General features: G+C 36.4%; 21 protein-coding genes. 14 read left to right on the forward strand and 7 right to left on the reverse strand.

Annotated features, from left to right (window positions below; genetic code table 11):
• Positions 1–38: 38 nt before the first annotated feature.
• Entirely contained in the window at positions 39–953 is a 915-nt protein-coding gene (locus ACXX8U_RS03260; RefSeq protein WP_458564592.1) for an ABC transporter substrate-binding protein, read from the reverse strand.
• Positions 954–1,226: 273 nt separating this feature from the next.
• Here ACXX8U_RS03260 and ACXX8U_RS03265 point away from each other — a divergent pair, with 273 nt between their 5' ends.
• The 3 genes from ACXX8U_RS03265 (at position 1,227) to ACXX8U_RS03275 (ending at position 4,366) form a co-directional block, all read left to right on the forward strand.
• Positions 1,227–2,555: an AAA family ATPase gene (locus tag ACXX8U_RS03265; protein ID WP_458564593.1), complete on the forward strand. Its 1,329-nt coding sequence runs from the start codon at positions 1,227–1,229 to the stop codon at positions 2,553–2,555.
• 5 nt (positions 2,556–2,560) lie between these two features.
• Complete coding sequence (locus ACXX8U_RS03270) at positions 2,561–3,799, forward strand: tetratricopeptide repeat protein (RefSeq protein ID WP_458564594.1); 1,239 nt, start codon at positions 2,561–2,563, stop codon at positions 3,797–3,799.
• 126 nt (positions 3,800–3,925) lie between these two features.
• A complete protein-coding gene (locus ACXX8U_RS03275) occupies positions 3,926–4,366 on the forward strand; it encodes a hypothetical protein (RefSeq protein ID WP_458564595.1) in 441 nt (146 codons plus the stop codon).
• Between the two features lie 78 nt (positions 4,367–4,444).
• On the opposite strand, the gene ACXX8U_RS03280 is transcribed toward ACXX8U_RS03275, so the two are convergent.
• The 5 genes from ACXX8U_RS03280 to ACXX8U_RS03300 all read right to left on the reverse strand — a co-directional run bounded on the left by ACXX8U_RS03280 (position 4,445) and on the right by ACXX8U_RS03300 (position 9,856).
• Positions 4,445–5,695: a peptidylprolyl isomerase gene (locus ACXX8U_RS03280; protein ID WP_458564596.1), complete on the reverse strand. Its 1,251-nt coding sequence runs from the start codon at positions 5,693–5,695 to the stop codon at positions 4,445–4,447.
• Between the two features lie 23 nt (positions 5,696–5,718).
• The gene (locus ACXX8U_RS03285) at positions 5,719–6,843 is read right to left on the reverse strand and encodes a peptidylprolyl isomerase (protein WP_458564597.1); all 1,125 of its coding nucleotides are present in this window, start codon (positions 6,841–6,843) and stop codon (positions 5,719–5,721) included.
• Positions 6,844–6,858: 15 nt separating this feature from the next.
• Positions 6,859–7,524, reverse strand: a complete 666-nt coding sequence (gene gldI, locus ACXX8U_RS03290; RefSeq protein ID WP_458564598.1) for a gliding motility-associated peptidyl-prolyl isomerase GldI — start codon at positions 7,522–7,524, stop codon at positions 6,859–6,861.
• Positions 7,525–7,528: 4 nt separating this feature from the next.
• Positions 7,529–8,533: a DHH family phosphoesterase gene (locus ACXX8U_RS03295; protein WP_458564599.1), complete on the reverse strand. Its 1,005-nt coding sequence runs from the start codon at positions 8,531–8,533 to the stop codon at positions 7,529–7,531.
• Positions 8,534–8,614: 81 nt separating this feature from the next.
• Complete coding sequence (locus ACXX8U_RS03300; RefSeq protein ID WP_458564600.1) at positions 8,615–9,856, reverse strand: voltage-gated chloride channel family protein; 1,242 nt, start codon at positions 9,854–9,856, stop codon at positions 8,615–8,617.
• 341 nt (positions 9,857–10,197) lie between these two features.
• Here ACXX8U_RS03300 and ACXX8U_RS03305 point away from each other — a divergent pair, with 341 nt between their 5' ends.
• Entirely contained in the window at positions 10,198–10,857 is a 660-nt protein-coding gene (locus ACXX8U_RS03305) for a hypothetical protein (protein ID WP_458564601.1), read from the forward strand.
• Positions 10,858–10,930: 73 nt separating this feature from the next.
• Here the strand turns inward: ACXX8U_RS03305 and ACXX8U_RS03310 are convergent, their stop codons facing one another.
• Positions 10,931–11,458, reverse strand: coding sequence for a hypothetical protein (locus ACXX8U_RS03310; protein ID WP_458564602.1), 528 nt, complete (start codon positions 11,456–11,458; stop codon positions 10,931–10,933).
• Positions 11,459–11,628: 170 nt separating this feature from the next.
• On the opposite strand from ACXX8U_RS03310, the gene guaA reads away from it, so the two are divergent.
• The 10 genes from guaA to ACXX8U_RS03360 all read left to right on the forward strand — a co-directional run bounded on the left by guaA (position 11,629) and on the right by ACXX8U_RS03360 (position 24,553).
• Positions 11,629–13,158: a glutamine-hydrolyzing GMP synthase gene (guaA, locus tag ACXX8U_RS03315; protein WP_458564603.1), complete on the forward strand. Its 1,530-nt coding sequence runs from the start codon at positions 11,629–11,631 to the stop codon at positions 13,156–13,158.
• A gap of 161 nt (positions 13,159–13,319) precedes the next feature.
• Entirely contained in the window at positions 13,320–15,263 is a 1,944-nt protein-coding gene (locus ACXX8U_RS03320; protein WP_458564604.1) for a PBP1 and LysM peptidoglycan-binding domain-containing protein, read from the forward strand.
• Entirely contained in the window at positions 15,263–15,664 is a 402-nt protein-coding gene (locus ACXX8U_RS03325; protein WP_458564605.1) for an OsmC family protein, read from the forward strand. Before ACXX8U_RS03320 ends, ACXX8U_RS03325 begins: the two co-directional genes overlap by 1 nt.
• Before the next feature lie 63 nt (positions 15,665–15,727).
• The gene (locus ACXX8U_RS03330) at positions 15,728–15,958 is read left to right on the forward strand and encodes a DUF3820 family protein (RefSeq protein WP_306264678.1); all 231 of its coding nucleotides are present in this window, start codon (positions 15,728–15,730) and stop codon (positions 15,956–15,958) included.
• Between the two features lie 165 nt (positions 15,959–16,123).
• Entirely contained in the window at positions 16,124–17,737 is a 1,614-nt protein-coding gene (gene pyrG / locus ACXX8U_RS03335; RefSeq protein ID WP_210791727.1) for a CTP synthase, read from the forward strand.
• Between the two features lie 65 nt (positions 17,738–17,802).
• Positions 17,803–19,713 carry a membrane protein insertase YidC gene (gene yidC, locus ACXX8U_RS03340; RefSeq protein WP_458564606.1) on the forward strand — a complete coding sequence of 637 codons (1,911 nt, stop codon included), beginning with the start codon at positions 17,803–17,805 and terminating at the stop codon, positions 19,711–19,713.
• A 268-nt stretch (positions 19,714–19,981) separates the two neighbouring features.
• Positions 19,982–20,653 carry a toxin-antitoxin system YwqK family antitoxin gene (locus ACXX8U_RS03345; RefSeq protein ID WP_458564607.1) on the forward strand — a complete coding sequence of 224 codons (672 nt, stop codon included), beginning with the start codon at positions 19,982–19,984 and terminating at the stop codon, positions 20,651–20,653.
• 73 nt (positions 20,654–20,726) lie between these two features.
• A complete protein-coding gene (mnmA, locus tag ACXX8U_RS03350) occupies positions 20,727–21,914 on the forward strand; it encodes a tRNA 2-thiouridine(34) synthase MnmA (RefSeq protein ID WP_458564608.1) in 1,188 nt (395 codons plus the stop codon).
• Between the two features lie 65 nt (positions 21,915–21,979).
• Positions 21,980–23,593, forward strand: a complete 1,614-nt coding sequence (locus tag ACXX8U_RS03355; RefSeq protein WP_505307831.1) for a S8 family serine peptidase — start codon at positions 21,980–21,982, stop codon at positions 23,591–23,593.
• 15 nt (positions 23,594–23,608) lie between these two features.
• Positions 23,609–24,553, forward strand: coding sequence for an NAD(P)H-dependent flavin oxidoreductase (locus ACXX8U_RS03360; protein ID WP_458564610.1), 945 nt, complete (start codon positions 23,609–23,611; stop codon positions 24,551–24,553).

The following is a 24,553-nucleotide window of genomic DNA, read 5'->3' on the forward strand; positions in this document are numbered from 1 at the left end:
TGCAAATTTTTTGAGTTTGATAGGTGTTTTTTAGAGCATCAATTAGCGACAAAAGCATTGCTATACAAGCTTTGACTTAAAATTTGCTCTTGTTCTAAATTATGAGTTACGAGCCATTTCAAGAAGGATTCAACACGTTCTGATTTCATGAAACCCATTTTGTTTTCTTCTCCAAAATAGGGTATCGTTGCTTCAAGCGCTTGCGTTAGATCAATTGCGGCTCTGTCTTCTTCAGTGACGAATTGACTCAAAATTGCAACTGCTTTTTCTTTATTCTGCGAAGCAAATAAATAACCACGTTGGGTTGCTCTTACAAATGTTTCGCAAAGTTCGGCTTGGTCGTCAATGGTTTTTTGTGTAGTAATTACTACCGGCGAATATCCATAAGGAATACCATAGTCTTTCATCGACCAACACTCGAGAGCAATGTTTTGGTTCTTGGCCTCAATACCTTCCCAGTTATTGAAAATCCAAGTTGCATCTGCTTGTTTGGATAATAAGGTATTCCAAATTCCTAATTTGGCGGGATAAGAAATCTCAAAATCACCTGTTCCGCCGTCGTTTTTTACGAGTTCTTGCACAATTTTGTCTTCGTATCGGGCTTGGTAGGATGCGTAAATTTTTCCATCTAATTGACGTGGACTTGTCATTTTTGAACTGGATAAAGAGGCTATGCTGCTCAAATCTTCCTGTAGCAAAGCATAAATAGCGCGTGCTTCTACTTTGTTGGCTTTGTTGTTTAAACTAATAACGGTTTCAAATGGCGCTAGTACAAAAGTAGCGAGCTGCAATTCGAGTTTCTTGCCCGGTGTGCGTTGGTAATTGTCGGTTAGCGGACTTACTATTTCTAAATCTATTCCTAATTCTGTGTAATATCCTAATTCTTTTGCGATTAAAATTCCTATGTGGTTTACGTTGGGAGTCCAATCTAAGGCAAGTGTGATCGTTTTCATGGAGTAAAAAATGGTGTCAGTTTATTTTATTTTATCTGTAAAATGAGAACTTGTAAATATAATAATTTACTTTCAAATAATTGTGGTTGGAGTTTGTTTCGTCAATTGTTTTAGTAGACTTTTAAAGGTGAAAATTTAAATTCTGTTGTTACAATTTGTATTTTCATCAAAAAGCTTAACCACAAGATTTAGATTGCTTTTTAAAAGTAATTTGTGACAGAATTGAAAAAGAAGTCCTAAATTCGTTATTCAAAATTTAAAATTATACCCGTAATGGATACTATCGATAGCTTAGAAGAAGCCTTGCAGTTTTCACCCAACAATATTCCCTTGAGGTTGTTGCTTGCCAACACTTTAGCAAAAAAAATCCGTTTTCCAGAGGCAGAGGCTCATTATTTGGCCATCTTAAACTTAGATTCCAATCACATTGAGGCCAAATTAGGTTTGTCGTCTGTCTATTTTCAGCAAGCGGCTTACTCCAAAAGTATCGTTATTTTAGAAGACGTTTTGCGCATGCAGCCTTCAAATGTGAGTGCCTTGCTTTTGTACACACGCGTTTTGGTTCAAGAAAACTCTATTGCTGAAGCTATTGAAAGCTATCAAAAAATACTAGCTATACAACCTCAATTTCAAGATGAAGAGTTAGATGCTATTTTAAAAAGAAGTACTTTGACAGATGCAAAACCATTCGGCAACAATGATGAAGATGCTAATGAAGCGATCGAAAAAGCTTTCATAACTACCAAACCTTCTGTCAATTTTGAACATGTGGGCGGCATGGAAGAAGTGAAAAAGGAAATTGAAATGAAAATTATCCATCCTTTGAATTTTGCTGATTTGTACAAATCGTATGGTAAAAAAACGGGTGGAGGAATTTTATTATACGGTCCTCCGGGTTGCGGAAAAACTTTTATCGCAAAAGCTACAGCTGGTCAAATCAATGCCAATTTTATTACGGTAGGGTTGAATGACATTTTGGATATGTGGGTAGGTAATAGTGAGAAAAATTTGCATGAAGTTTTTGAATATGCCCGTCGCAACACGCCTTGTGTTTTGTTTTTTGATGAGATTGATGCTCTTGGCGCCAGCCGAAATGATATGAAACATTCGAGTAGCAAAGTATTAATCAATCAGTTTTTACAAGAGTTAGATGGGGTTGATACCTCTAATGATGGCGTGCTAATTTTGGGAGCAACCAACGCGCCTTGGCATTTGGATAATGCATTTAGACGTCCAGGCCGATTTGATCGTATTATTTTTGTACCACCACCAGATGATGCTGCCAAAGAATCAATTTTGGAAATTAAATTGAAAGACAAACCACTGCAGCAAATCGATTACAAAAAAGTAGTGAAGTCGCTCACTGATTTTTCAGGGGCTGACATTGGTGCTGTAATTGATATTGCCATCGAAAAAAAGTTGGAAGTTGCCTTTAAAACAGGAATTCCGGAACCATTAGGGAATCAGGATTTAATTGAGGCATCAAAAAAACACAAACCAAGTACCAAAGAGTGGTTTCAAACGGCGAAGAATTTTGCTTTGTATGCCAACGAGTCGGGATTGTATGATCCTATTTTACAGTTTTTAAAAATAAAAAAATAGTACCGATGACGGATGTAATCATGGAAAGGGCCTACGTTCTTTTTCAACAAAAGCGATATGCCGAAGCAGAGAAAAGCATACTTGAAGTTTTGGCAATGGAGCCGGGCAATATACAATGTTTGCTGATGTTGGCAGAAATAAAAATTGACAGTGATCGCATTGAAGAGGCGCTTACAATAGTAAATGATGCCATTGGTTTGGATCCTGATTTTGACCCGTTATACCATACCAAAGCACGCATTTTACTGGAAAAAGGTCAGCCAGATGCTGCGTTGCAAGTATTGAACGAAGCCTTGATTTTAGATCCTTATGAGTCGGATTATTACGCGCTTCAGGGTTTTATTTTGAATACAAAGAAAGATTTTACAGCTGCACTAGAAGCAGCAAATCAAGCACTAGCAATTGATGCCTCGCATATTTTAGGACTCAATGTTCGCAGTACGGCCTTACTAAAACTCAATCGAAAAGAAGATTCATTTGCAACTATAGAAGAAGCTTTGGAACAAGATCCAAACAATGCCAACACACACGCCAATTATGGCTGGGGTTTGCTTGAAAAAGGTCAAAATGACAAGGCTCTGGTTCATTTTAGAGAATCACTTAAAAATAATCCTAACTCCGAGTACGCACAAGCGGGAATGGCAGAGGCGCTTAAAGCCAAATACATTTTGTATCGATGGTTTTTACGTTATAGTTTTTGGATGCAAAACATGACCTCTAAAAATCAATGGGTTTTTATCATAGGTTTCTACTTATCTACAAAAGGGTTGCGCGCTTTGGCAAACACGAACGAAGTTTTAGATACTTATTTGTCTCCAATAATCGTATTGTTAGCCATCTTTGCTTTCTCCACATGGGTGATCGCACCTTTGAGTAATTTGTTATTTCGCTTGAATCCGTATGGCAAACATTTACTAACTAGCACAGAAATAAAATGTGCCAACTGGGTAGGGGGTAGTTTGCTCTTGCTACTTACTGGTTTAGGAGTCTTGTTTGTAAACATGAATTTGGGTGCCGTTTTGGTCGCATTTGGGTTTTCAATGATGCTGCCGTTGGGCAAGTTGTATGCAAAACCAAGACTGTTTTTTACAAGTTATGCCATTGGTTTAGCCCTTTTAGGATTTGCCTCAATTGCAGTCGTAGTTGCTACTAATGAGTTGTATTCTATTTTTAGTACTATTTACATCTTGGCTTTTATTGCTTTTCAATGGTTGTCTAATTTTTTTATTATGAGAAACAACTAATTTGCTTGGGATAAAATTGATAAAGTAAATAGTGAAAGTTGCTTAAATCTTTACGAACTTTGCGGTCTTACATTGGTGATTTTTCGAATGAAGAAGCCAATTGATAATTTTAATTAAATCAAAAACATGAAAATAAATCCAAAAATCGGAATTGATAAGCTCATTTTCGGAATGAAACAAACTGATGTAACGGCAGTCTACGGAAAACCAGATCGCAATTACAAAGACGAAGACAATAATGTTATTTTTGCTTACAACAAACTAAAAATGCGTTTGACATTTTACGTTGAAGAGGATTTAAAATTAGGATATATCGTGGCTTCAAGTCCGGAATTGCTTCTTTTTGGAAATAAAATAATCAACAAGAAGATTAGTGATGTAAAAAAAGATCTTACTGCAAAAGCAATTACAAAATTTACTCAGGAAGAATTTGATACTTTCGAAAATTATTTCAATGAAGAAAATTGGATGATTTTCCAGACTGAATTTGATGAGGTGGTTAAGTTTGAAATTGGTGCCATTATCAATCAAAAAGATGAATTTGACTGGAAGTTTGGTAAAAAGTAATCTTTTTAAAATAGTTTAAAAAAGAGAAACCCGCTTTAGCAATGTTAAAGCGGGTTTTTTATGATTTTGATTAGAGATTTACTCTTGTTTTTCGCGCATTTCTAATTCGAAAATAAGCATTGTATTTGGTGGAATTACGCCACCTGCTCCACGCTCGCCGTAAGCAAGGTTTGATGGTATGAAAACAACTGCTTTGTCACCAAAGCCCATATTTTCAAGTCCTTCAATAAAGCCAGGAATCATTCCGTCTTTCTTACCTGCTTCGAATGGAAAAGGGCGGTAGCCGTTTTGAGCAGCGCGATTGGCATCAAATTTTCCGAAGGTTTTGTTCACTTCTTCCATGCTGCTATCAAATAAATTTCCATCTTCAAAAAAGCCTGCGTAATGAAAGTAAAAGGTTGTTCCAGCTGCCGGTTTTACTCCAGTTCCTTTTTGAGTTATGGCATACATCAAGCCAGATGGAGTTGTGGTAGCAGTGGTTTTTAAATTGGCAAAATAGGATTTTTTATTTCCAATTACAGCACCATATTTTTCGTTGTATGCTTTTTTAGATTGTTCTAAAAAGGCTATTTGCTTAGCTTTTGCCTCAGCATTTGCTGCGTCTTGCTTTTTTTGATCTTCCGCTTTGTTTTTAAAGTAATCAGAGAAAACTTTTGGTGCGTCGAATTTTTCTGCCAAAGGTCCTTTGCGAGTGATGGTAACTTTTGTGATTACGTCGTTTCCAACAATAGCGTTAACAATTGGCATTCCTTCAGTAACATAACCAAAAACGGTGTGTTTTCCATCTAGCCAAGGCGTATCTTTGTGAGTAATAAAGAATTGACTTCCATTAGTAGCTGGACCTGAGTTGGCCATAGACAAGGTTCCTGCTTTATTGTGTTTTAAATCGGTAATTTCATCTTTGAAAGAATACCCTGGGCCACCCGATCCGTTTCCAGAAGGGTCTCCACCTTGAATCATAAAATCATTTATTACGCGGTGAAATTTTAAACCATCGTAAAACGGTTTTCCTTTTAAACTTTCAACAGTAACATAAGGATGTTTACCTTCAGCAAGTGCTATAAAATTCGCAACAGTAACCGGTGCTTTTTTAAAAGCGAGTTCCAATACAATATCTCCTTTGTTAGTTGCAATGGTAGCATAAATAGCATCTGTTGTTGCAGGTTTAACGGCTGCTTTTGCAACAGGTTTAGCAGCTGCTTTTGGTGTAACTTTTGCTTTTGCGGCAGCAGTGGTTACAGGTTTTTTGGCAGGAACAGGTTTTTTAACTGATTGTGCTTGAAGGCTTACGATTCCAAAAAGAAATACAAGAAGCATTTTAATTTTCATAGTGTTCATGGTTCGTGTTAATATTATTGTGGCATTTTTTCTAAAAGTTCAATTTCGAAGATGATGTTCGCATTTGGCGGAATAACGCCACCAGCGCCAGCAGCTCCATATCCTAAACGAGAAGGGATAAAAATTATAGCTTTATCGCCAAATGATAACTGTTCAATTCCTTCGATAAAACCAGCAATCAATCCTTCTTTTTGTCCAGCAGTAAACGGAATCGGTTGGTATCCGTTTTGAGCAGCTCTATTTTCGTCGTATTTTCCAAAAGTTTTAGCTACGTTGTCAATGCTTGTATCAAACAATTCACCATCTTCAAGGAAGCCTGCATAGTGAATAAAAACGCTTGCACCATTGGCAGGTTTTTTTCCTCCGCTTTTACGTGTAATATTATATTTTAAGCCGCTTGGTGTTATGGTCGCTTTGCTTTTTAGTGCTGCAAATTCCGCTAATTTAGCTTCGCGAACAACTTTGTATTTCTCGTTATAAATACGTTTGCTCTCTGCGTCGAGCGCTGCTTTTTTCTTCTGGTTTTCAGATTCTACAGCAAAATAATCTGTAAAAACTTTCTCTGCATTGAATTTTTTAGCTTTTTCGCCGTTGCGAATTATAGTAACCGTTTTAATGTAGTCGTCTTGCTGGATGGTATTGACTATGTCCATTCCTTTTTCTACAACATGGCCAAAAATAGTATGTTTACCATCTAACCAAGGCGTTGCCAAATGGGTGATGAAAAACTGACTGCTGTTAGTTGCCGGACCGTTATTGGCCATTGCTAAAACACCACCTTTGTCAAAACGTAAATCTGAAAATTCATCTTTGAATTTATATCCAGTATCTCCTGAACCCGTTCCTAAAGGATCACCGGTTTGAATCATAAAATCAGCTATCACACGGTGAAATTTTAATCCATCAAAAAAGGGCTTGTTCTTTAAATTTTCATTGGTTACAAAGTCATTTTTCCCTTCGGCAAGAGCCACATAATTGGCTACAGTGATTGGTGCTTTTTCAAAATCTAATTGAACAATTATTTCGCCTTTGTTGGTTTCAATTTTGGCGTATAATCCGTCTGGTAAATTGTTGTGATCTTCTTTACACGAGTATAAACTCGCAATAGCTACTAGGGCAATTAAAATCTTTTTTTTCATTGTTGTAATTCTGTTTTAGTTTAAAGTGTCGGTAGCAAGTTTAGTACCAACTTTGATCTTTTTTGTTTTTTTAGGTTTGACAATACTATCAATAGTTGCAGTTGTGGGGCTTGATATTGCCATTTTGTATTTGTTTTCAGACATGAAATCACGCAAAAATACGGAACAAATCAATGGTTGATTCGTGCCGATTTTTTTGCTGTCACCTCGGTAGCCATAACCCATATTTGATGGAAAAAGGAAGTTGACTTTTTCGTTTTTACGCATGAGTTTGATGCCATCACGTAATCCCATCAAGATATTTTGTTTGTCTACGTAATAGGTTTGTGGAGCTAATTCGCTCTGACTATAAATTACTGTTCCGGCTAAATCTTTTATTTCGTAATCAAATAAAGCAACATCTCCCTTTTTTGGGGTGAGAGTATCCGTTGTATTGCGAGTCTCGTAACTGTACCAATAGCCTTTTTTGGATGCGAGATAAACAATGTTGGGATTGTTTTTGATTACGTTTTGGATTTGTAATTCTTCTGTAGCCACCAATTTTTTATTTCTAAGAATTGATTTTTTCATAAAACTACCTGATGAATGCGATATTGGTCTACGTGCATCTTGCGACTGCTTGCAGCTGCTTATGAGTAATAACATAATAATCACGAGGGCAATAGGTTTGCTATTTTTCATAGAATTAGATGCTTATTTGTGTTAGTAAGGCTTCAAATTTTTGTTGCGTTTCTTGTAACGATAGGTCTGATTTTCCGCCTGCCGCATTGCGATGTCCGCCGCCATTAAAGTGGTCGCGAGCAAATTGATTCACATCAAAATCACCTTGGGAACGAAACGATATTTTGATAATGTTTTCGTCTTTATTTTCAATAAAAATGGCCGCGAAGTCAATGCCTTTGATACTTAATCCGTAATTTACAATGCCTTCGGTATCACCTTTTATATAATTAAACTCGTCTAATTCTTGCTGGCTCAAAGTGATGTAAGCTGTTTTGTATTGCGGATGAATGATCATATTTTGCAATGCTCTACCCAAGAGTTGTAATCTATTGTATGAACTGTTATCAAATAGTAAACTAGGAATGGCTGTATTGTCAACCCCTAAATCGATTAAATCAGCAACAATTCGGTGTGTAGTTCCTGTGGTTTTTGGAAAACGAAATGAACCAGAATCAGTTAAAATACCAGTATAGATGCAGGTTCCAATTGTAGTATCAATGTCGGCTTTTTTTCCTAAATAGGATATAAAATGATACAGCATTTCGCAAGTTGATCCATAGGCGGTATCGCTAAAAGTTACCGTTGCATAATCATCCGGTTTTTGGTGATGATCAATCATTACAAAAGGAGCGGTAAGTGTTTGTAACACTTGTTCCATTTCGCCCGTGCGATGAAAAGCGTTAAAATCGAGTGTGAAAATCAAGTCTGCATCTTGTAAGATCGCCGTACAATTGATTTTATCTTTTTCGTAGATTTTGATAGTATCTGAACCCGGCATCCATGCTAAAAAATCAGGGAATTCATTAGGTGAAATAACAGTGGGTTGGTGATTGTTTTTGAGTAAAAAATGATACAATCCTAAGGTTGAACCCATAGCATCACCGTCAGGGCCACGGTGCGGAATGATTGCAATTTTTTTTGGACTAGCCAATAGCGACTCTGTCGCTTGTATATCTTGTGTATTCATAGTTTGCGAAATTACATTTTTTTGCGCTACTATTGAAATGATTTATACAATTAACAAAGTTTTTGAAAGTAATTAATCAGCCTAAAATTTGAGTTTTAGCCATTGGTAAAGTTTCATTTTTGGTCCTCCTAAAATTTGCGATTTATAGATTCCAACGGGACCCGAAAACAGGTAAGCAACTATGCAAGCCAGCGCAATATAGATGCCGCTTTCTATCCCAAAAAGTTCAATGCCCATAACGGAGCATGCAATAGGAGTATGTGTAGCGCCTGAAAATACAGCAACAAAACCCAATCCTGCCAATAACGCAATTGGTAAAGGCACAAATACAGATAAGGCACTTCCTAAAGTAGCTCCTACAATAAATAAAGGAGTTACTTCGCCACCTTTAAATCCAGCGCCTAGAGTAAAACTTGTAAATAAAATCTTTATAGCAAAATCTTGCATGGCATTTGCTTGTACGAATGCTCCCGTAAGCATTGGTATTCCTAAGCCAATGTACTTTGTAGTGTCAATTGCATAAACTACGCTTGCAATTATTATTCCTCCAATAAAAGGGCGTAATGGCGGATAAGTAACTAAACTGAATATACGCGACCAAAATTGTGTACTTCGAGAGAATAGCATTGATGCAAATCCAAATAAAATACTGCATCCTACTACCCAAAAAATTACGCTCATGCTCAATTCAGGAATTTCGGGAATGTGATAATGCGTATGTGAAACTGACCAAAGCAAAACGGTATAGTGCGCCACATATGCAGTGACAAAACTCCAAACAATACTTCTAGGTTTTAAACCACTAAAATAAACAACTTCTACAGCAAACAATGCACCTGCAAGCGGAGTACCAAAAACCGCTGCAAAACCACCACTGATACCCATAATCAAGATGGTTTTACGATCAATTGCCTCTAATTTAAAAATGCGTGTAAATTGATCAGCTATTGCTGCTCCCATTTGCACTGCGGTACCTTCTCGACCGGCTGAACCTCCAAATAGATGTGTGATTAAGGTTCCGATTAAAACGAATGGCGCCATTTTTAAAGGAATCGTTCTTTTTGGCTGCTTGTATTCTTGTAAGATTAAATTATTTCCGGCAACTACACTTTGCCCGTAATAGTGGTAGACTAAACCTATGAATAAGCCGCCGATTGGTAACAGCCATATAATTTCAGGTTGTTGCTCTCTAAATTTTGTAACCCAATCTAAACTCACCAAGAAAAAAGCTGATGCGGATCCTGCTGCACTACCTATAAGCAAAGCAAGTAAAAGCCATTGTGCTATTGCAATCAATTTTGGTGATAGTGGGGCACCTTTCATACGGTTACGGACATTTTATTTACAAAAGTATCACTTTCTTAATTAAGGCAAGGGTACAACGTAAGATAGGTTAATAATTTGAAAGCTCTTGTACTGTCACATTAAACTTGTTTCTAGTGGCATGCTTTTTGGTGCAAACTAAAAAAAATTAGGCAAAGCAAGACATTTTTGATTTTCTAAAGAAGTGGATTTGAAAAACCTATTTTTTGGTAAACAGGCACTAAAACTAGAAAAGCATAGTTATAAATGAAAGTTAAAGTATAGCAATTGGCCTTATTTTACACATTTCATTTTCTATTTTTAGGCCGGAAAAAAATATTAAAAACGTTTAGTAGCATATTATGAAAAGGATATTATTTTTACTCTTACTGTTAGGATTCTCGTACTCAGGGCAGGCTCAGAGTGAGTTTAGTTCTAAATTTAAAGCCATTCCGCCAAAGAACAATACGCCAAAAATTAAGAAAACAACGCCACCAAAAATTGATATTCCGCCAATTAGTTCGCCAAACACGCCAAAAGTGATAAATCCTAATCCAATAGTTACAGAGCCAAACTTGCCAGAAAAGGAAATTTCAATGACTCCAAAAAATGAATTTATCAATCCGGGAGATATACTGCGAGATAAATTCAACAAAAAGGAACCTGATCCAGAAGGAGTAGTTTACAGACGAAACCAAGATTTAGGTAGTTTTCCCACAGGGTCAGTATCCGCGAAAGTAATGTACCGCGACGCGGCCTATGTCGATGGTGATTTGATTCGCGTATATTTAAATGATAAGGTGATTCAAAATCAAGTATACCTCGATACAAACTATAAAGGTTTTGAAATTGTGCTCGAAAAAGGTTTTAATAAAATTGATTTCGAAGCGATTAATCAAGGAAGTTCAGGACCAAATACCGCCGAATTCAAAGTGTATGATGACAAAGGAGCACTAATATCAGCCAGTCAATGGAATTTGGGTACTGGTTTTAAAGCGACTATAATTTTGGTAAAAGAATAAATTGTATTTGATAGCTGATAAAAAAAAGACTCTTGATTGAGAATTCAAGAGTCTTTTTTTGTGTCTTTATATTTTAGAATGGATCAGCAGTAACCCTAAACTTCATTGCTGCATTTACGGTGATATCTTCGGTGATAGACTCTTTTATTACCGCTTGTGTTCTAATCTTATACTTTGAAGCTTTTACATATTTGTCTAATTTTGCTATGGTGCAAATTAAGTCTAATGTATTGGATGAACTATTAATGTTTTCCAATTTGGCTAGTTCAATTTCGTCATTACCATCAGTTGAAATAAATAGAACAATCGATTTTAAAAAGCTGAAATTTTTACCACTCGGATTCGTAATATTAACTCGCAATTGAGATAATTTGACATCCTTTACCAAATCAGCTCGAGTATTGTTGTTTTCAAATGTGCTGCTAGAGTTGGTAGTCACCTCGGGAGTAACAATCGACATGGCAGTACCAATCGGAAAGGCACTTTCGATTTTAAAACTAGTTTGATTTTCGATGTTAAAAGTTAATAAATCGTCTATTACATTGCATGAGGAACAACATAAAAATAGGGCTACTAGTCCTGTGAAAATAGAATTTTTCATAAAGAATTGTTTTTTGTGTTATTTGAATTGTGTTTGCATTTACGATATTTTTTGCAGTTGGGTTTAAAATATAAACGGTTAGACCAATCTTTTTATCTTTCGTACCAAAGAAATTAATTTTTTTTCAAAATTCAATTTTTCAAATCAAAATATAAAAAGTATTTTTGCGCATGCAACACAACGTACTTATTTTAGATTTCGGATCGCAATACACACAGCTTATTGCGCGTAGAGTTCGCGAATTAAATATATTCTGCGAAATTTTCCCATTCAATAATTTTCCAACAGATTTATCGCCGTATAAAGCAGTCATTTTAGGTGGTTCACCTTTCTCTGTTCGTGCCGAAGATGCGCCTCACCCTGATTTATCGCAAATCAGAGGTAAACTACCTTTGCTAGCCGTATGTTACGGAGCGCAATATTTGGCTCACTTTAGCGGAGGCGAAGTAGCAGCATCAAACACGCGTGAATACGGTCGTGCCAATTTATCCTTCATCAAACAAAATGAAGTGTTTTTTGAGGGTGTAGCCGAAAATAGTCAAGTTTGGATGAGTCATAGTGATAGTATCAAGGCGCTTCCAACCAATGGAGTGAAGCTAGCAAGTACGCACGATGTGGAGTTTGCTGCTTACAAAATTGAAGGCGAAACTACTTATGCGATTCAATATCATCCTGAGGTTTTCCACTCTACAGATGGAGCAAAAATGCTCGAAAACTTTTTGGTAAAAATAGCCGAGGTTCCACAAACCTTTACCCCAAATGCATTCGTGCAGGATATGGTTGCCGAATTAAAAGAAAAATTACAAGACGATAAAGTCGTATTAGGACTTTCAGGCGGAGTTGATTCGACTGTAGCTGCGGTACTTTTGAACCAAGCTATCGGTAAAAATTTATATTGCATTTTTGTAAACAACGGTTTGCTTCGTAAAAATGAATTTCAAAATGTTTTAGACCAGTACAAAGGTATGGGGCTAAACGTGAAAGGCGTTGATGCAGGAGATCGTTTCTTATCAGAATTGGCAGGTATCAGTGATCCTGAAACCAAAAGAAAAACAATCGGCCGCGTTTTTATTGAAGTTTTTGACGATGAATCAAAAATTATCGAAGATGTAAAATGGCTGGCTCAAGGAACTATTTATCCTGATGTTATTGAATCAGTATCTGTTAAAGGCCCATCAGCAACCATTAAATCGCACCACAACGTAGGTGGTTTGCCTGATTATATGAAATTAAAAATTGTGGAGCCTTTACGAATGCTTTTCAAAGATGAAGTTCGTAGAGTAGGAGCCTCTTTGGGTATCGATCCAGAATTGTTGGGCAGACATCCTTTTCCAGGTCCAGGTTTATCGATCAGAATTTTAGGAGATATTACACCAGAAAAAGTACAAATTCTGCAAGATGTTGATGCTGTTTTTATTGATGGCTTAAAATCATGGGGATTGTACGATAAAGTTTGGCAAGCAGGCGCCATTTTGCTTCCTGTAAATAGTGTAGGAGTAATGGGTGACGAGCGTACTTATGAGAAAGTAATTGCGTTACGTGCTGTAGAATCAACAGACGGAATGACAGCTGACTGGGTGCACTTACCTTATGAGTTTTTAATGAAAGTATCAAATGACATTATCAATAAAGTAAAAGGTGTAAATAGAGTAGTTTATGATATTAGCTCTAAGCCACCAGCAACTATAGAGTGGGAATAAGCAGTAATAAAAACGCAGTTTTCCAGATTAATTTCACGCTGAATTAAAGTAAAATTGAGTTCTCTTTGGTAAATACAACAAGTGACGGTATCAGATTTTTGGAATAAAATTTGATACCGTTGCTTCATTAATAGATTTAAATAATTTAGACAACTAATACAATGAAATATTTTTTTGCAATTTGCCTATCGGTTTTGATGTTTCACCAAAATGGTCAAGCACAAGCTAAATCAAGTACTCACAAGGTTGAAAAAGGAGAAACAATTAATCAAATTGCGCAGAAGTATCAAGTTACCCCTTTTGATATTTACCAGTTAAATCCAGATGCTCAAAGCGGTTTAAAACCAAATAGCGTTTTAATTATTCCAACAAAAGCAAGTAAAAAAGCAATCGTTTCTGCTTCCGCAAAAGCTAAGGTAACTTCTCACGAAGTGCAACCCAAAGAGACACTTTATGGTATTGAAAAAAAATACGGCATTACTGATGAAGCGCTAAAAGCAGCTAATCCGTTTTTAGAATCAGAAGGATTGCAAATTGGCCAAGTTCTTACTATTCCTGGGGCAGGAGAAATGAAATCTGTATCAAAACAAAAAGTAGAGTCAGCTATTTTTCATACCGTACTTGCTAAAGAGACTAAGTATTCGATAGCAAAAAAATACGGACTGACTGTTGAAGAATTAGAGAAAAAAAATCCTGAAATTGTTGCTAATTTGCCTGTTGGCTATGAATTAACCATCAAAGGCACTACAAATAAAACGACAAAACCTACGGCAGTTGCAGAAGTTAAAAAAGAAGTTGCTCCTACGGTACCGGCTGCGAATGTAGCTAAAGTGAAATATATAAACTATGAGATAAAACCAAAAGAAACGCTTTATAGTTTGTCAAAAATGGCAGGGATTTCACAAGAGGAGTTGTTGCAACAAAATCCAGCTTTGGCCAACGGAGTTGAGGTAGGAATGGAAATCAAAATTCCTGAAACAGCAGCAAGTACAGCTTCTGCGGAAGCGAAAAAAGATTACGCAACAATTAGCAAAAAAAGTAACGCTAAGAAAAAATTAGCATTGCTGTTACCATTCAATATTTTTAAAATTGAAAACGATACGGTCAATTCAATCAGTTCTCGTATCAAAAAAGACAAGTTTTTAAACATGACCTTAGATTTTTATGCGGGTGCCATGATGGCTATTGACTCAGCAAAAGTTTTAGGCTTGAATATGGATATTAAAATTTTAGATTCGCAAGAAACTAAAAACAGTACTGCCGTTGCAGCTTTGATCAAATCAGAAGGTTTATCAAGTTTTGATGCTGTGATAGGACCATTCTATCAAAACAATGTCGAGAAAGCTGCCGAAATTTTAGCTGTCAATCAAGTTCCTGTAGTGTCGCCTTTATCTAAAGATTTGGGAGTTTCATATCCTAATTTAGTGCAATCTATTCCGGATCCTATTGCGGTTAAAAATGCCGTTTTCGATTTTATGCGAAGCAAAGGAGGAAACATAATTGCCGTAGTGGATAAAAAGAAAGTTTCTGTGATTAAATATATAACTGATACACATCCTGATGTTCGATTTGTTCCTTTAACAGCGACCGGCGGTGTAACAGCAGAGAGTATCAAAGGCATGTTGAAAAAAGATAAAATTAATTATGTTATTATGGAAACGGCTAATACAGGAATGATCAAATCAACTGTTGCGAGCCTAATGAGCGCCATGGCGACGTATAAAGTGCAGCTAGTTATTTTAGAGCCAAATGAAACGCTAGATACGGACGAAATTAACTTCAATAATTTGGTGAAGCTAAAACTGATGTATCCTTCGGTAACGCGCGAAAGTTATTCTGATAAAGCTGCTATTTTTGAAAAAGAGTTCAAGAAAAAAAATAAAAGCAATCCGAGTGTTTTTGCCATCCGAGGATTTGATGTGACTTTTGATACAATGATGCGTTTGGCACAAGATAAAAGTTATTTAGAAACCGTTGGCAGTACCGCAACAGAGCAAATGGATAATAAATTTGAGTTTTATAAAAACAACGAGGGCGCTTTCATCAATAAAGGAATTTACATTTTGCAATACGAAAGCGATTTAAAAATAAAAGAAGCTAGATAATGACATCAAAAGTAACCTATCTCGGAGATTTAAGAACATCATCGATTCATTTACAATCGGGAACAGAAATTATATCTGATGCGCCATTAGATAACAATGGCAAAGGCGAGGCGTTCTCTCCAACAGATACCGTAGCCAATGCGTTAGCTTCTTGTATGCTTACCATTATGGGAATAAAAGCAAGAGATTTAGAAGTAGATCTTTCGGGATCAGTAGCTGAAGTAACTAAAATAATGAATGCCGAGCCAAGACGCATAGGAGCAATTGAGATTATTTTTGCACTAAAAGGAACGGATGACAGCAAGCAGAAAATAATATTAGAACGTGCGGCAATGACCTGTCCTGTTTTTTTGAGTTTGCATCCAGATATCGAAAAACGAATCACTTTCGATTGGATTTAAAAATAATTAAGAATGAAACAAAGAAGCAAGTACCCAGAGTTCTTGCTTCTTTTTTATAACACTATGGATCAAAATCAAAAACAGCTCATAAAACTGGCGCATACCAAAATGCCTTTCGGCAAATACGAAGGCTGGTTTCTTATTGATATTCCAGAGTACTACATTGTTTGGTATAGCAATAAAGGATTTCCAAAAGGCGAATTGGGAGTGCAATTACAATTGGTTTATGAATTGAAATTAAACGGCTTAGAAGATTTGATTCGCAATATTAAAAAGCAATACCCAAAGCCGTAACTGTACTTGTATACTTCAAAATCTCTGGAAAAATGGTCTAGTGCAAATTGGTTTTTTAGACAATAAAAACTGAGAAACATATCTTCCAATAGTCCAATTAAATTTGTACTTTTGCCAAGTTTTTTACACAACTACAACACTAAACACAACACAAAACACAATACAATGAATCAAACGAAATATATTTTTGTTACTGGCGGTGTGACCTCTTCTTTAGGAAAGGGAATTATTGCTGCGTCATTAGCTAAATTATTACAAGCAAGAGGTTACCGTACTACTATTCAAAAATTCGACCCGTATATTAATGTCGATCCAGGAACGCTAAATCCTTACGAACACGGAGAATGTTACGTAACGGATGATGGTGCTGAAACCGACTTAGATTTGGGACACTACGAGCGTTTTTTAAATGTTCCAACCTCTCAAGCGAACAATGTCACTACAGGTAGAATCTATTTATCTGTTATTGAAAAAGAAAGACGTGGTGAGTTTTTAGGTAAAACGGTGCAAGTTGTACCTCACATCACAAACGAAATAAAAGATAGAATGCAGTTGCTAGGCAATTCGGGCGATTATGATATCGTAATTACCGAAATTGGAGGAACTGTAGGAGATATTGAGTCTTTGCCTTACATCGAATCCGTACGTCAATTAGTATGGGAATTAGGAGAGCACAACGGAATTGTGATTCACCTAACGCTTGTGCCATATTTGGCTGCAGCCGGAGAATTAAAAACAAAACCAACACAACATTCTGTAAAAACTTTGATGGAAAGTGGTATCAAAGCCGATATCTTGGTATGCAGAACGGAGCACGAAATTACAGAGGAGTTGCGCAACAAATTAGCACTATTTTGTAATGTAAAAAGAGAAGCTGTGATTCAGTCGATTGATGCTTCGACAATCTACGAAGTACCTAATTTAATGTTGGAAGAAGGGCTTGATGTTGTGGCTTTGAAAAAATTAGATTTACCTAAAAAGGCAGCTCCAGATCTTAAAAATTGGAACATCTTTTTAAAGCGTTTAAAAAATCCAAAGCACACCGTAAATATCGGTTTGGTTGGGAAATACGTAGAAATGCAAGATTGCTATAAGTCTATTTTGGAGGCATTTATACATGCAGGTGCTGCCAATGAGACAAAAGTAAATGTAATTTCTATTCACTCTGAGCATATTGATGCGAGTACTATCAAAGAAAAATTTGCCAATTTAGATGCTATTTTAGTAGCGCCAGGTTTTGGTGAGCGCGGTATCGAAGGAAAAATTGCTGCGGTACAATATGCACGTGAAAATAAAGTTCCGTTTTTCGGAATTTGTCTTGGCATGCAAATGGCAGTTATTGAGCATGCACGTAACGTTTTGGGGTATTCCGATGCCAATTCAACCGAAATGAATGCACACACAGCACATCCTGTTGTGAATTTAATGGAAGAACAAAAAACAGTGACAGATAAAGGTGGTACAATGCGTTTAGGCGCTTGGAAATGCGACATCCAAAAAGATTCGTTAGCATATAAAATTTATGGAACAGATTCGATTTCTGAACGTCACCGTCACCGCTACGAATACAACAGCAGTTATGTAGAGCAATTGCATAATGCCGGATTATTGGCCACGGGTACAAATCCTGATACGGGATTGGTTGAAATTGTAGAGATTAAAGATCATCCGTTTTTTATTGGCGTACAATACCACCCAGAATACAAGAGTACAGTTGCTAATCCGCACCCAATTTTTGTAAATTTTGTTGCTGCTGCGGTGCAAGCAAAAAAGAAATAGTAAGTTGCTTTTGAAACAAATTTTGCAACTTGCTACTAACAGTGTAAACACTTTTAAATATTATAATGGAACAAAAGAAATTTGACCTTAATTCGATTATTGGTTTTGCCTTGATTTTTGGAATCTTGGCTTACATAACGTACACCAACCAACCCGATCCAAAGGTAGTTGCTGCTGAAAAAGCGCAAAAGGAATTGTTGATTCAAAAAGCAAAAGCAAAAGAAATTGAAATAAAAGCAGTTGAAAAAGCAGCAATGGCTGTAGCAACAACAGGCGACTCAACTCAATTGGCACAATTGCAAAAATCATTAGGAAGTTTTGCCTATTCTGCTACTTTGCCATCTGCAAAAGGAGGAGTTACAACCCTAGAAAATGAGGTTTTAAAACTTACCGTTGCGAACAAAGGAGGATACATTGTAGAAGCAACCTTGAAAGGTTTTGAAAAATACAAAAAAGGCTCTGGCGAGACTGTTCAATTAATTAAGGACAATAATGCAAGTTTGAATGTACAGTTGATGACTAACGACAATCGTACGCTTAACACAAAAGACCTTTATTTTGAGCCAAGCTTAACCAAAATTGGTGAGGATCAAATTTTGTCTATGAAATTGAAAGCAGGCGCTAATGAATTTCTAGAGTACAAATACATTTTGAAACCAAAAGATTATATGATTGGTTTTGATATTCGTTCCCAAGGATTAAATAAAGTAATCAGTACGGCAAAACCTTTAGACTTAGAATGGAGTTTAAAATCATTCAGAAATGAAAAAAGTATTTCTTACGAGAACAAATACACTGAAATCTATTTTGAACATAAAGACGGCAAAGTAGATTACGCAGGCTTAGGAGCTGAGGAAAAAGAAGAATTGGAACAACCAACTTTCATCGCTTTCAAACAGCACTTTTTCAGTTCAATTTTAGTTTCTAAAACACCATTTGAAAATGCAGTCGTAAGTTCAAAAAATTTAGTAATTAACGAGGAAGTTGATACTACTTTCACCAAATCATTCAACGCTAATTTGCCTTTGGCTTTTACCAATGGTGAAATTGATTATAAGTTAAGTTGGTACATGGGACCGTCTGACTACAAGACTTTATCAAACTATGATTTAAATCTTGAAAAAATTATTACTCTTGGATGGGGAATCATCGGTTGGATCAACAGATTTATTTTTGTGCCACTTTTTGGTTTCTTAGGATCATACATTGCATACGGAATTGCAATTATCATTTTTACAATCTTGATTAAATTAGCAATGTCGCCGATTACTTTTAAATCGTTCCTTTCACAGGCAAAAATGAAAGTATTGCGTCCTGAAATTGCTGAGTTGGGTGAAAAGTTTAAGAAAGATCCAATGAAAAAGCAGCAAGAAACGATGAAATTGTACAATAAAGCTGGCGTGAACCCAATGGCGGGATGTATTCCTGCTTTGATTCAAATGCCTTTCTTGATGGCTTCGTTTCAGTTTTTCCCATCTGCTTTTGAGTTAAGACAAAAAAGCTTTTTATGGGCTGACGATTTATCTTCTTTTGATGAAGTTGTAAAATTACCATTTAACATTCCGTTGTACGGAGACCACATTAGTTTGTTTCCAATTTTTGCAGCTATCGCGATTTTCTTCTACATGAAAATGACAAGCGGTGATCAGCAAATGGCGGCACCACAGCAAGAAGGAATGCCAGATATGGCTAAGATGATGAAAATCATGATTTATGTTTCACCAATCATGATGTTGTTATTCTTTAATAGTTATGGTGCAGGTTTGAGTTTGTATAACTTTATTTCGAACTTGATTACTATTGGAATCATGATCGTAATCAAAAAGTATTTTATCGATGGAGATAAAATTCATGCTCAAATTCAAGAGAACAAATTAAAAGAGCCTAAAAAGCAAGGTAAATTCCAGCGCAAGTTACAAGAAGTGATGGAACAAGCCGAAGCTCAAAAAGCCCTAGATAAAAAGAATAAACAATAAAGTTCATATTTAAAACCTCAATATTTTTATTGAGGTTTTTTTATTTTTTATTCATAGCAAATTAAACTCAGAATTATCTTTTTGTTTCTCTTGCTTTTTGTTTCAAAAATTGAATCAGTTCAAAGTGGTAAAAGTTTTAATTTAGAATGTGTGAAATTTCTAATTTTGCAGTACTAAATTCGGAAAATTAGAGTTGTTATACACAGCGTAAATAATAGTAAATATGATTAAGTCTGAAAGTAATATTTTTTTGTTTTTCATTTTTTTAATGATCTTTGGCATAGCGCATTCTCAAGCGGATTTTAATAAAATGGATCCGCAGGGTAAAAAGCACGGATTATGCAAAGGTTTTTACGAGCAATCTAAACGTCCTCGTTACGAGGGGACATTTGACCACGGAAAAGAGGTTGGTGTTTTTTACTTTTATGATGATACCAAAGCGAAATCAGTAATTGCTACGCGCGAGTTTAATACAAAAGACAATGGAGCGTACACCATATTTTTTGATCAAAATAAGAATAAAGTAAGCGAAGGCAATGTAGTAAATAAACTTTTTGAGGGCGTTTGGACATATTACCACAAAGACTCAAAAAACATTATGACTACCGAATTTTACAAAAAAGGCAAGCTGGAAGGTGTTCGGAAAGTGTTTTATGTCAGTGGAGCTTTGGCTGAAGAAATCACTTTTGCAAATAATTTGAAAAATGGGCTTTACAAGAAATATACTGAGCGTGGTGTTGTTTTAGAAGAATCAAATTATAAAAATGACCAGTACGAAGGAAAAGCCATCTTTAGGGATGTATTCGAAAATATAGTGTCGCAAGGTATTTTTGTTAAAGGTAAAAAAGCGGGAATTTGGCAGTTTTTTGAGAAAGGCAAATTAGTTAAAGAAACCAATATGAGTGCGGATCCTAAAATGGTAAAAGTCAAAACAAATTAACACCATTTTCAGCAATAGGACTACTAAATGTTTTTGTACCTTTGCACCCTTGTAAAATTTTAATTTTTCCAAAATGAAACGTGTAGTTGTAGGTCTTTCTGGTGGTGTCGATTCAAGTGTTGCTGCGTATTTATTACAAAAGCAAGGCTATGAGGTGATTGGGCTTTTTATGAAAAATTGGCATGACGATTCAGTTACAATTTCAAACGAATGTCCATGGCTTGAAGATAGCAATGACGCTTTGTTAGTCGCTGAAAAGCTTGGAATTCCTTTTCAAACGGTTGATTTGAGCGAACAATACCAAGAAAAAATCGTTGACTACATGTTTAATGAGTACGAAAAAGGAAGAACTCCTAATCCTGATGTGCTTTGTAATCGTGAAATCAAGTTTGATGTTTTTATGAAAATCGCATTAAGTCTTGGTGCAGATTATGTTGCAACTGGGCATTATTGTAGAAAAACAGAATTTGAACAAGACGGTCAAGTTATTTACCAATTAAAAGCTGGTGCCGACAATAACAAGGATCAGTCTTATTTTTTATGCCAATTATCGCAAGAGCAATTAGCGAAGTCTTTATTTCCTATCGGAGAATTGACCAAGCCTGAAGTGCGCGAAATTGCTGCAGAAATGGAATTGGTAACTGCCGAAAAGAAAGATTCACAAGGTTTGTGCTTTATCGGTAAAGTACGTTTGCCTGAATTTTTACAACAAAAATTACAACCTAAAGAAGGATTGATTGTTCAAGTTGACAAAAATGATCTTATCTATCAAACCGAATTACCAGCGGATAGTACAACAGAACAAGAATTACAATTTCATGCCGCTAAAAGAAACTACAATCCGCAAATGGGAAAAGTAGTAGGGAAGCACCAAGGTGCTCATTATTTTACCAACGGACAACGAAAAGGTTTGAACGTTGGAGGTACTACAGATCCTTTATTCGTAATTGCCACTGATGTCGAAACAAATACCATTTACACGGGGCTTACAAGTCAGCATCCTGGTTTGTTTAAAAAAGGTCTCCGAATTGCCACCGAAGAAATTCACTGGATTAGAGAAGATTTAGCGTTAAAAAATGACGAAAAAATGGAGGTGATGGCTAGAATTAGGTACCGTCAACCTTTGCAAAAAGCTACCCTTCATCAATTAGCAAGTGGTTTGTATCTATTATTTGACGAACCTCAATCTGCCATCACCGAAGGTCAATTTGCTGCTTGGTACCATGATGATGAATTGATAGGCTCAGGAGTTATTTCCTAATGAAATTGTAGAAATTGCCTTTTTCATTTGCTGCAAGAATAGTATCTTTATAAAAAATAAGAAAGATGAAAAAGCGCCACCTACTTTTTTTTTTCCTAATCTCTCTGTCGTGTCTTGCGCAACAAGATGCGTGGGTTTACTTTAAGGACAAGCCAAGTGCAGCAACTTTTTTTGAAACACCCACAAAGATGCTTTCTCCCCGTTCGTTGGAGAGAAGAGCAACTCAAAAAATAGAATTGGATTTGCGAGATGTGCCTTTAGAAAATGCCTATCGATTGCAAGTTCGTAACTCAAATGGAATTACTATTCTAGCACAGTCAAAGTGGTTGAATGCGCTACATGTTAGAGGTTCGCAAAGTAATATTAATGCACTTAAAAATTTAGCATTTGTTTCGAGAGTTGATTTCGCAGATAAATCTTTAAATCAAAATTCCGGTGCCAAAATACTAGCGACTTCTAAAAAAACACTGAAAATTCAAAAAACAAAAGTCGAGTATGCGTACGGTTCCTCTACGAACCAAATAAAAATGTTACAAGGCGATGTTATGCATCAACAAAATTTTACTGGTGCAGGAAAAATAATTGCCGTGATGGATTCAGGTTTTCCAGGAGTCAACACAGCATTACCTTTTAAACGTTTGCGCGATAATAATCAAATTTTAGGTGGGTACAATTACGTGCAGCGTGATCCTAACTTTTACTCAGGAGGTTCGCACGGTACATCAGTTTTATCAACTATGGGCGGTTATACAGAAAATGTACTTGTTGGTACTTCTCCCGATGCTTCATATTATCTTTTTATAACCGAAAATGAATCTTCAGAAAATCCCGTTGAGGAATCGCTTTGGGTTGAAGCTGCAGAAAAAGCAGATAGTTTGGGAGTTGATGTGATTAATACTTCGTTGGGCTATTTTGATTTTGATAATCCGGCTTATAACCATACTTATAGCGAAATGAACGGAAAAACCGCATTCATGTCGCGTGCCGCTGATATTGCTTTTGATAAAGGGATGTTGGTTGTAACTTCGGCAGGAAATTCAGGAAATTCTTCAAGTCCAACAATTGCAGTTCCAGCTGATGCTATTTCTGTACTTGCAATTGGTGCAGTAAATTCGTCAGAAGTTCGAACTTCATTTAGTTCAATCGGGCCTTCTTTTGACGGTCGGATTAAACCAGAAGTTATGGCACAAGGCCAAGCGGCAGTGGTTTCTGATGAATTTGGTAATTCGAGAACAGCTAATGGAACTTCCTTCTCCAGTCCGATTATGGCGGGTTTAGTAGCCTGCTTGTGGCAAGCGCTTCCGCAAAAAACAAACAAGGAAATTAGAGATATCATAATTCAGTCGGCTGATAGGTTTCTAGTTCCCGATAATCAATACGGTTATGGTATTCCTGATTTTGCATCTGCTCTCACTACCAATTTGGGTATAACGTTCCCAAGTCAGGAGAGTTTAGTAGTGTTCCCGAATCCTGCTGCGGACTTTGTGACGGTACAACTTCCCGGAAGTGCGGTAAACGGTTTGTTTATTGTTTATAATGTTTTGGGACAAAAAATGATTGAGCAGACTATTTCTCAATCGACCACAGATATAAATCTTCAAAGTATAACCAACGGTATTTATTTCTACCGATATCTTTCTGCAGTTTATTCTACATCAGGAAAATTAGTAAAACAATAATTTTTAATTAAAAAAATGAATAAGATTACCTCTCTTTTCAATATAAAATATCCAATCATTCAAGGTGGAATGATTTGGAACAGTGGATACAAGTTAGCAAGTGCGGTTAGTAATGCTGGTGGTTTAGGATTAATTGGTGCTGGATCAATGTATCCAGAGGTTTTGCGTGAACACATTCAAAAGTGTAAATTGGCAACGTCAAAGCCTTTTGGTGTAAACATCCCAATGCTTTATCCTAATATTGATGAGATTATGAAAATCATCATTGAGGAAAATGTCAAAATTGTATTCACTTCGGCAGGTAATCCAAAAACATGGACTTCCTTTTTAAAGCAACACGGTGTAACTGTTGTACATGTTGTGAGTAGTTCCGTTTTTGCCTTAAAGGCACAAGATGCGGGCGTAGATGCTGTAGTTGCCGAAGGTTTTGAGGCGGGTGGACATAATGGTCGCGAAGAAACGACAACATTAACTTTAATTCCGATGGTGAAAGAGAAAATTACCATTCCACTCATCGCTGCCGGAGGTATCGCTACAGGTGCAGGAATGCTTGCTGCTATGACTTTGGGTGCTGATGGCGTTCAGGTAGGGAGTAGGTTCGTAGCATCAACGGAATCATCTGCGCACATTGATTTTAAAAACACTGTTGTAGATACAAAGGAGGGAGGCACGCAGTTAACTCTAAAAGAACTAGCTCCTGTCCGATTAATAAAAAATAAATTCTTTGATGATGTACAAAGTTTGTATGAAACAGCACCAACAAAAGAAGAATTGCAAACACTTCTTGGTAGGGCCCGCGCTAAAAGAGGAATGTTTGAAGGCGATTTAATTGAAGGGGAACTCGAAATTGGTCAAATTGCAGGCCTTATTCACGACATCAAACCAGCTGCAGCAATAATTGACGAGATGATTGCCGATTTTGAAAAAGCAAAACAACATGTAGCTCAGCTAAATTTTTAA

This window comes from Flavobacterium sp. GNP001 (assembly GCF_054343775.1).

Bases quoted from the DNA above. Each gene is read 5' to 3' on its own strand.
- gldI (WP_458564598.1), bottom strand. From the start codon at position 7,524: ATGAAAAATAGCAAACCTATTGCCCTCGTGATTATTATGTTATTACTC.
- ACXX8U_RS03345 (WP_458564607.1), top strand. From the start codon at position 19,982: ATGATCTTTGGCATAGCGCATTCTCAAGCGGATTTTAATAAAATGGAT.
- ACXX8U_RS03360 (WP_458564610.1), top strand. From the start codon at position 23,609: ATGAATAAGATTACCTCTCTTTTCAATATAAAATATCCAATCATTCAA.
- ACXX8U_RS03305 (WP_458564601.1), top strand. From the start codon at position 10,198: ATGAAAAGGATATTATTTTTACTCTTACTGTTAGGATTCTCGTACTCA.
- ACXX8U_RS03275 (WP_458564595.1), top strand. From the start codon at position 3,926: ATGAAAATAAATCCAAAAATCGGAATTGATAAGCTCATTTTCGGAATG.
- ACXX8U_RS03320 (WP_458564604.1), top strand. From the start codon at position 13,320: ATGAAATATTTTTTTGCAATTTGCCTATCGGTTTTGATGTTTCACCAA.
- ACXX8U_RS03285 (WP_458564597.1), bottom strand. From the start codon at position 6,843: ATGAAAAAAAAGATTTTAATTGCCCTAGTAGCTATTGCGAGTTTATAC.
- yidC (WP_458564606.1), top strand. From the start codon at position 17,803: ATGGAACAAAAGAAATTTGACCTTAATTCGATTATTGGTTTTGCCTTG.
- ACXX8U_RS03300 (WP_458564600.1), bottom strand. From the start codon at position 9,856: ATGAAAGGTGCCCCACTATCACCAAAATTGATTGCAATAGCACAATGG.
- mnmA (WP_458564608.1), top strand. From the start codon at position 20,727: ATGAAACGTGTAGTTGTAGGTCTTTCTGGTGGTGTCGATTCAAGTGTT.
- ACXX8U_RS03295 (WP_458564599.1), bottom strand. From the start codon at position 8,533: ATGAATACACAAGATATACAAGCGACAGAGTCGCTATTGGCTAGTCCA.
- guaA (WP_458564603.1), top strand. From the start codon at position 11,629: ATGCAACACAACGTACTTATTTTAGATTTCGGATCGCAATACACACAG.
- ACXX8U_RS03260 (WP_458564592.1), bottom strand. From the start codon at position 953: ATGAAAACGATCACACTTGCCTTAGATTGGACTCCCAACGTAAACCAC.
- ACXX8U_RS03355 (WP_505307831.1), top strand. From the start codon at position 21,980: ATGAAAAAGCGCCACCTACTTTTTTTTTTCCTAATCTCTCTGTCGTGT.
- ACXX8U_RS03280 (WP_458564596.1), bottom strand. From the start codon at position 5,695: ATGAAAATTAAAATGCTTCTTGTATTTCTTTTTGGAATCGTAAGCCTT.
- ACXX8U_RS03330 (WP_306264678.1), top strand. From the start codon at position 15,728: ATGGATCAAAATCAAAAACAGCTCATAAAACTGGCGCATACCAAAATG.
- pyrG (WP_210791727.1), top strand. From the start codon at position 16,124: ATGAATCAAACGAAATATATTTTTGTTACTGGCGGTGTGACCTCTTCT.
- ACXX8U_RS03325 (WP_458564605.1), top strand. From the start codon at position 15,263: ATGACATCAAAAGTAACCTATCTCGGAGATTTAAGAACATCATCGATT.
- ACXX8U_RS03310 (WP_458564602.1), bottom strand. From the start codon at position 11,458: ATGAAAAATTCTATTTTCACAGGACTAGTAGCCCTATTTTTATGTTGT.
- ACXX8U_RS03265 (WP_458564593.1), top strand. From the start codon at position 1,227: ATGGATACTATCGATAGCTTAGAAGAAGCCTTGCAGTTTTCACCCAAC.
- ACXX8U_RS03270 (WP_458564594.1), top strand. From the start codon at position 2,561: ATGACGGATGTAATCATGGAAAGGGCCTACGTTCTTTTTCAACAAAAG.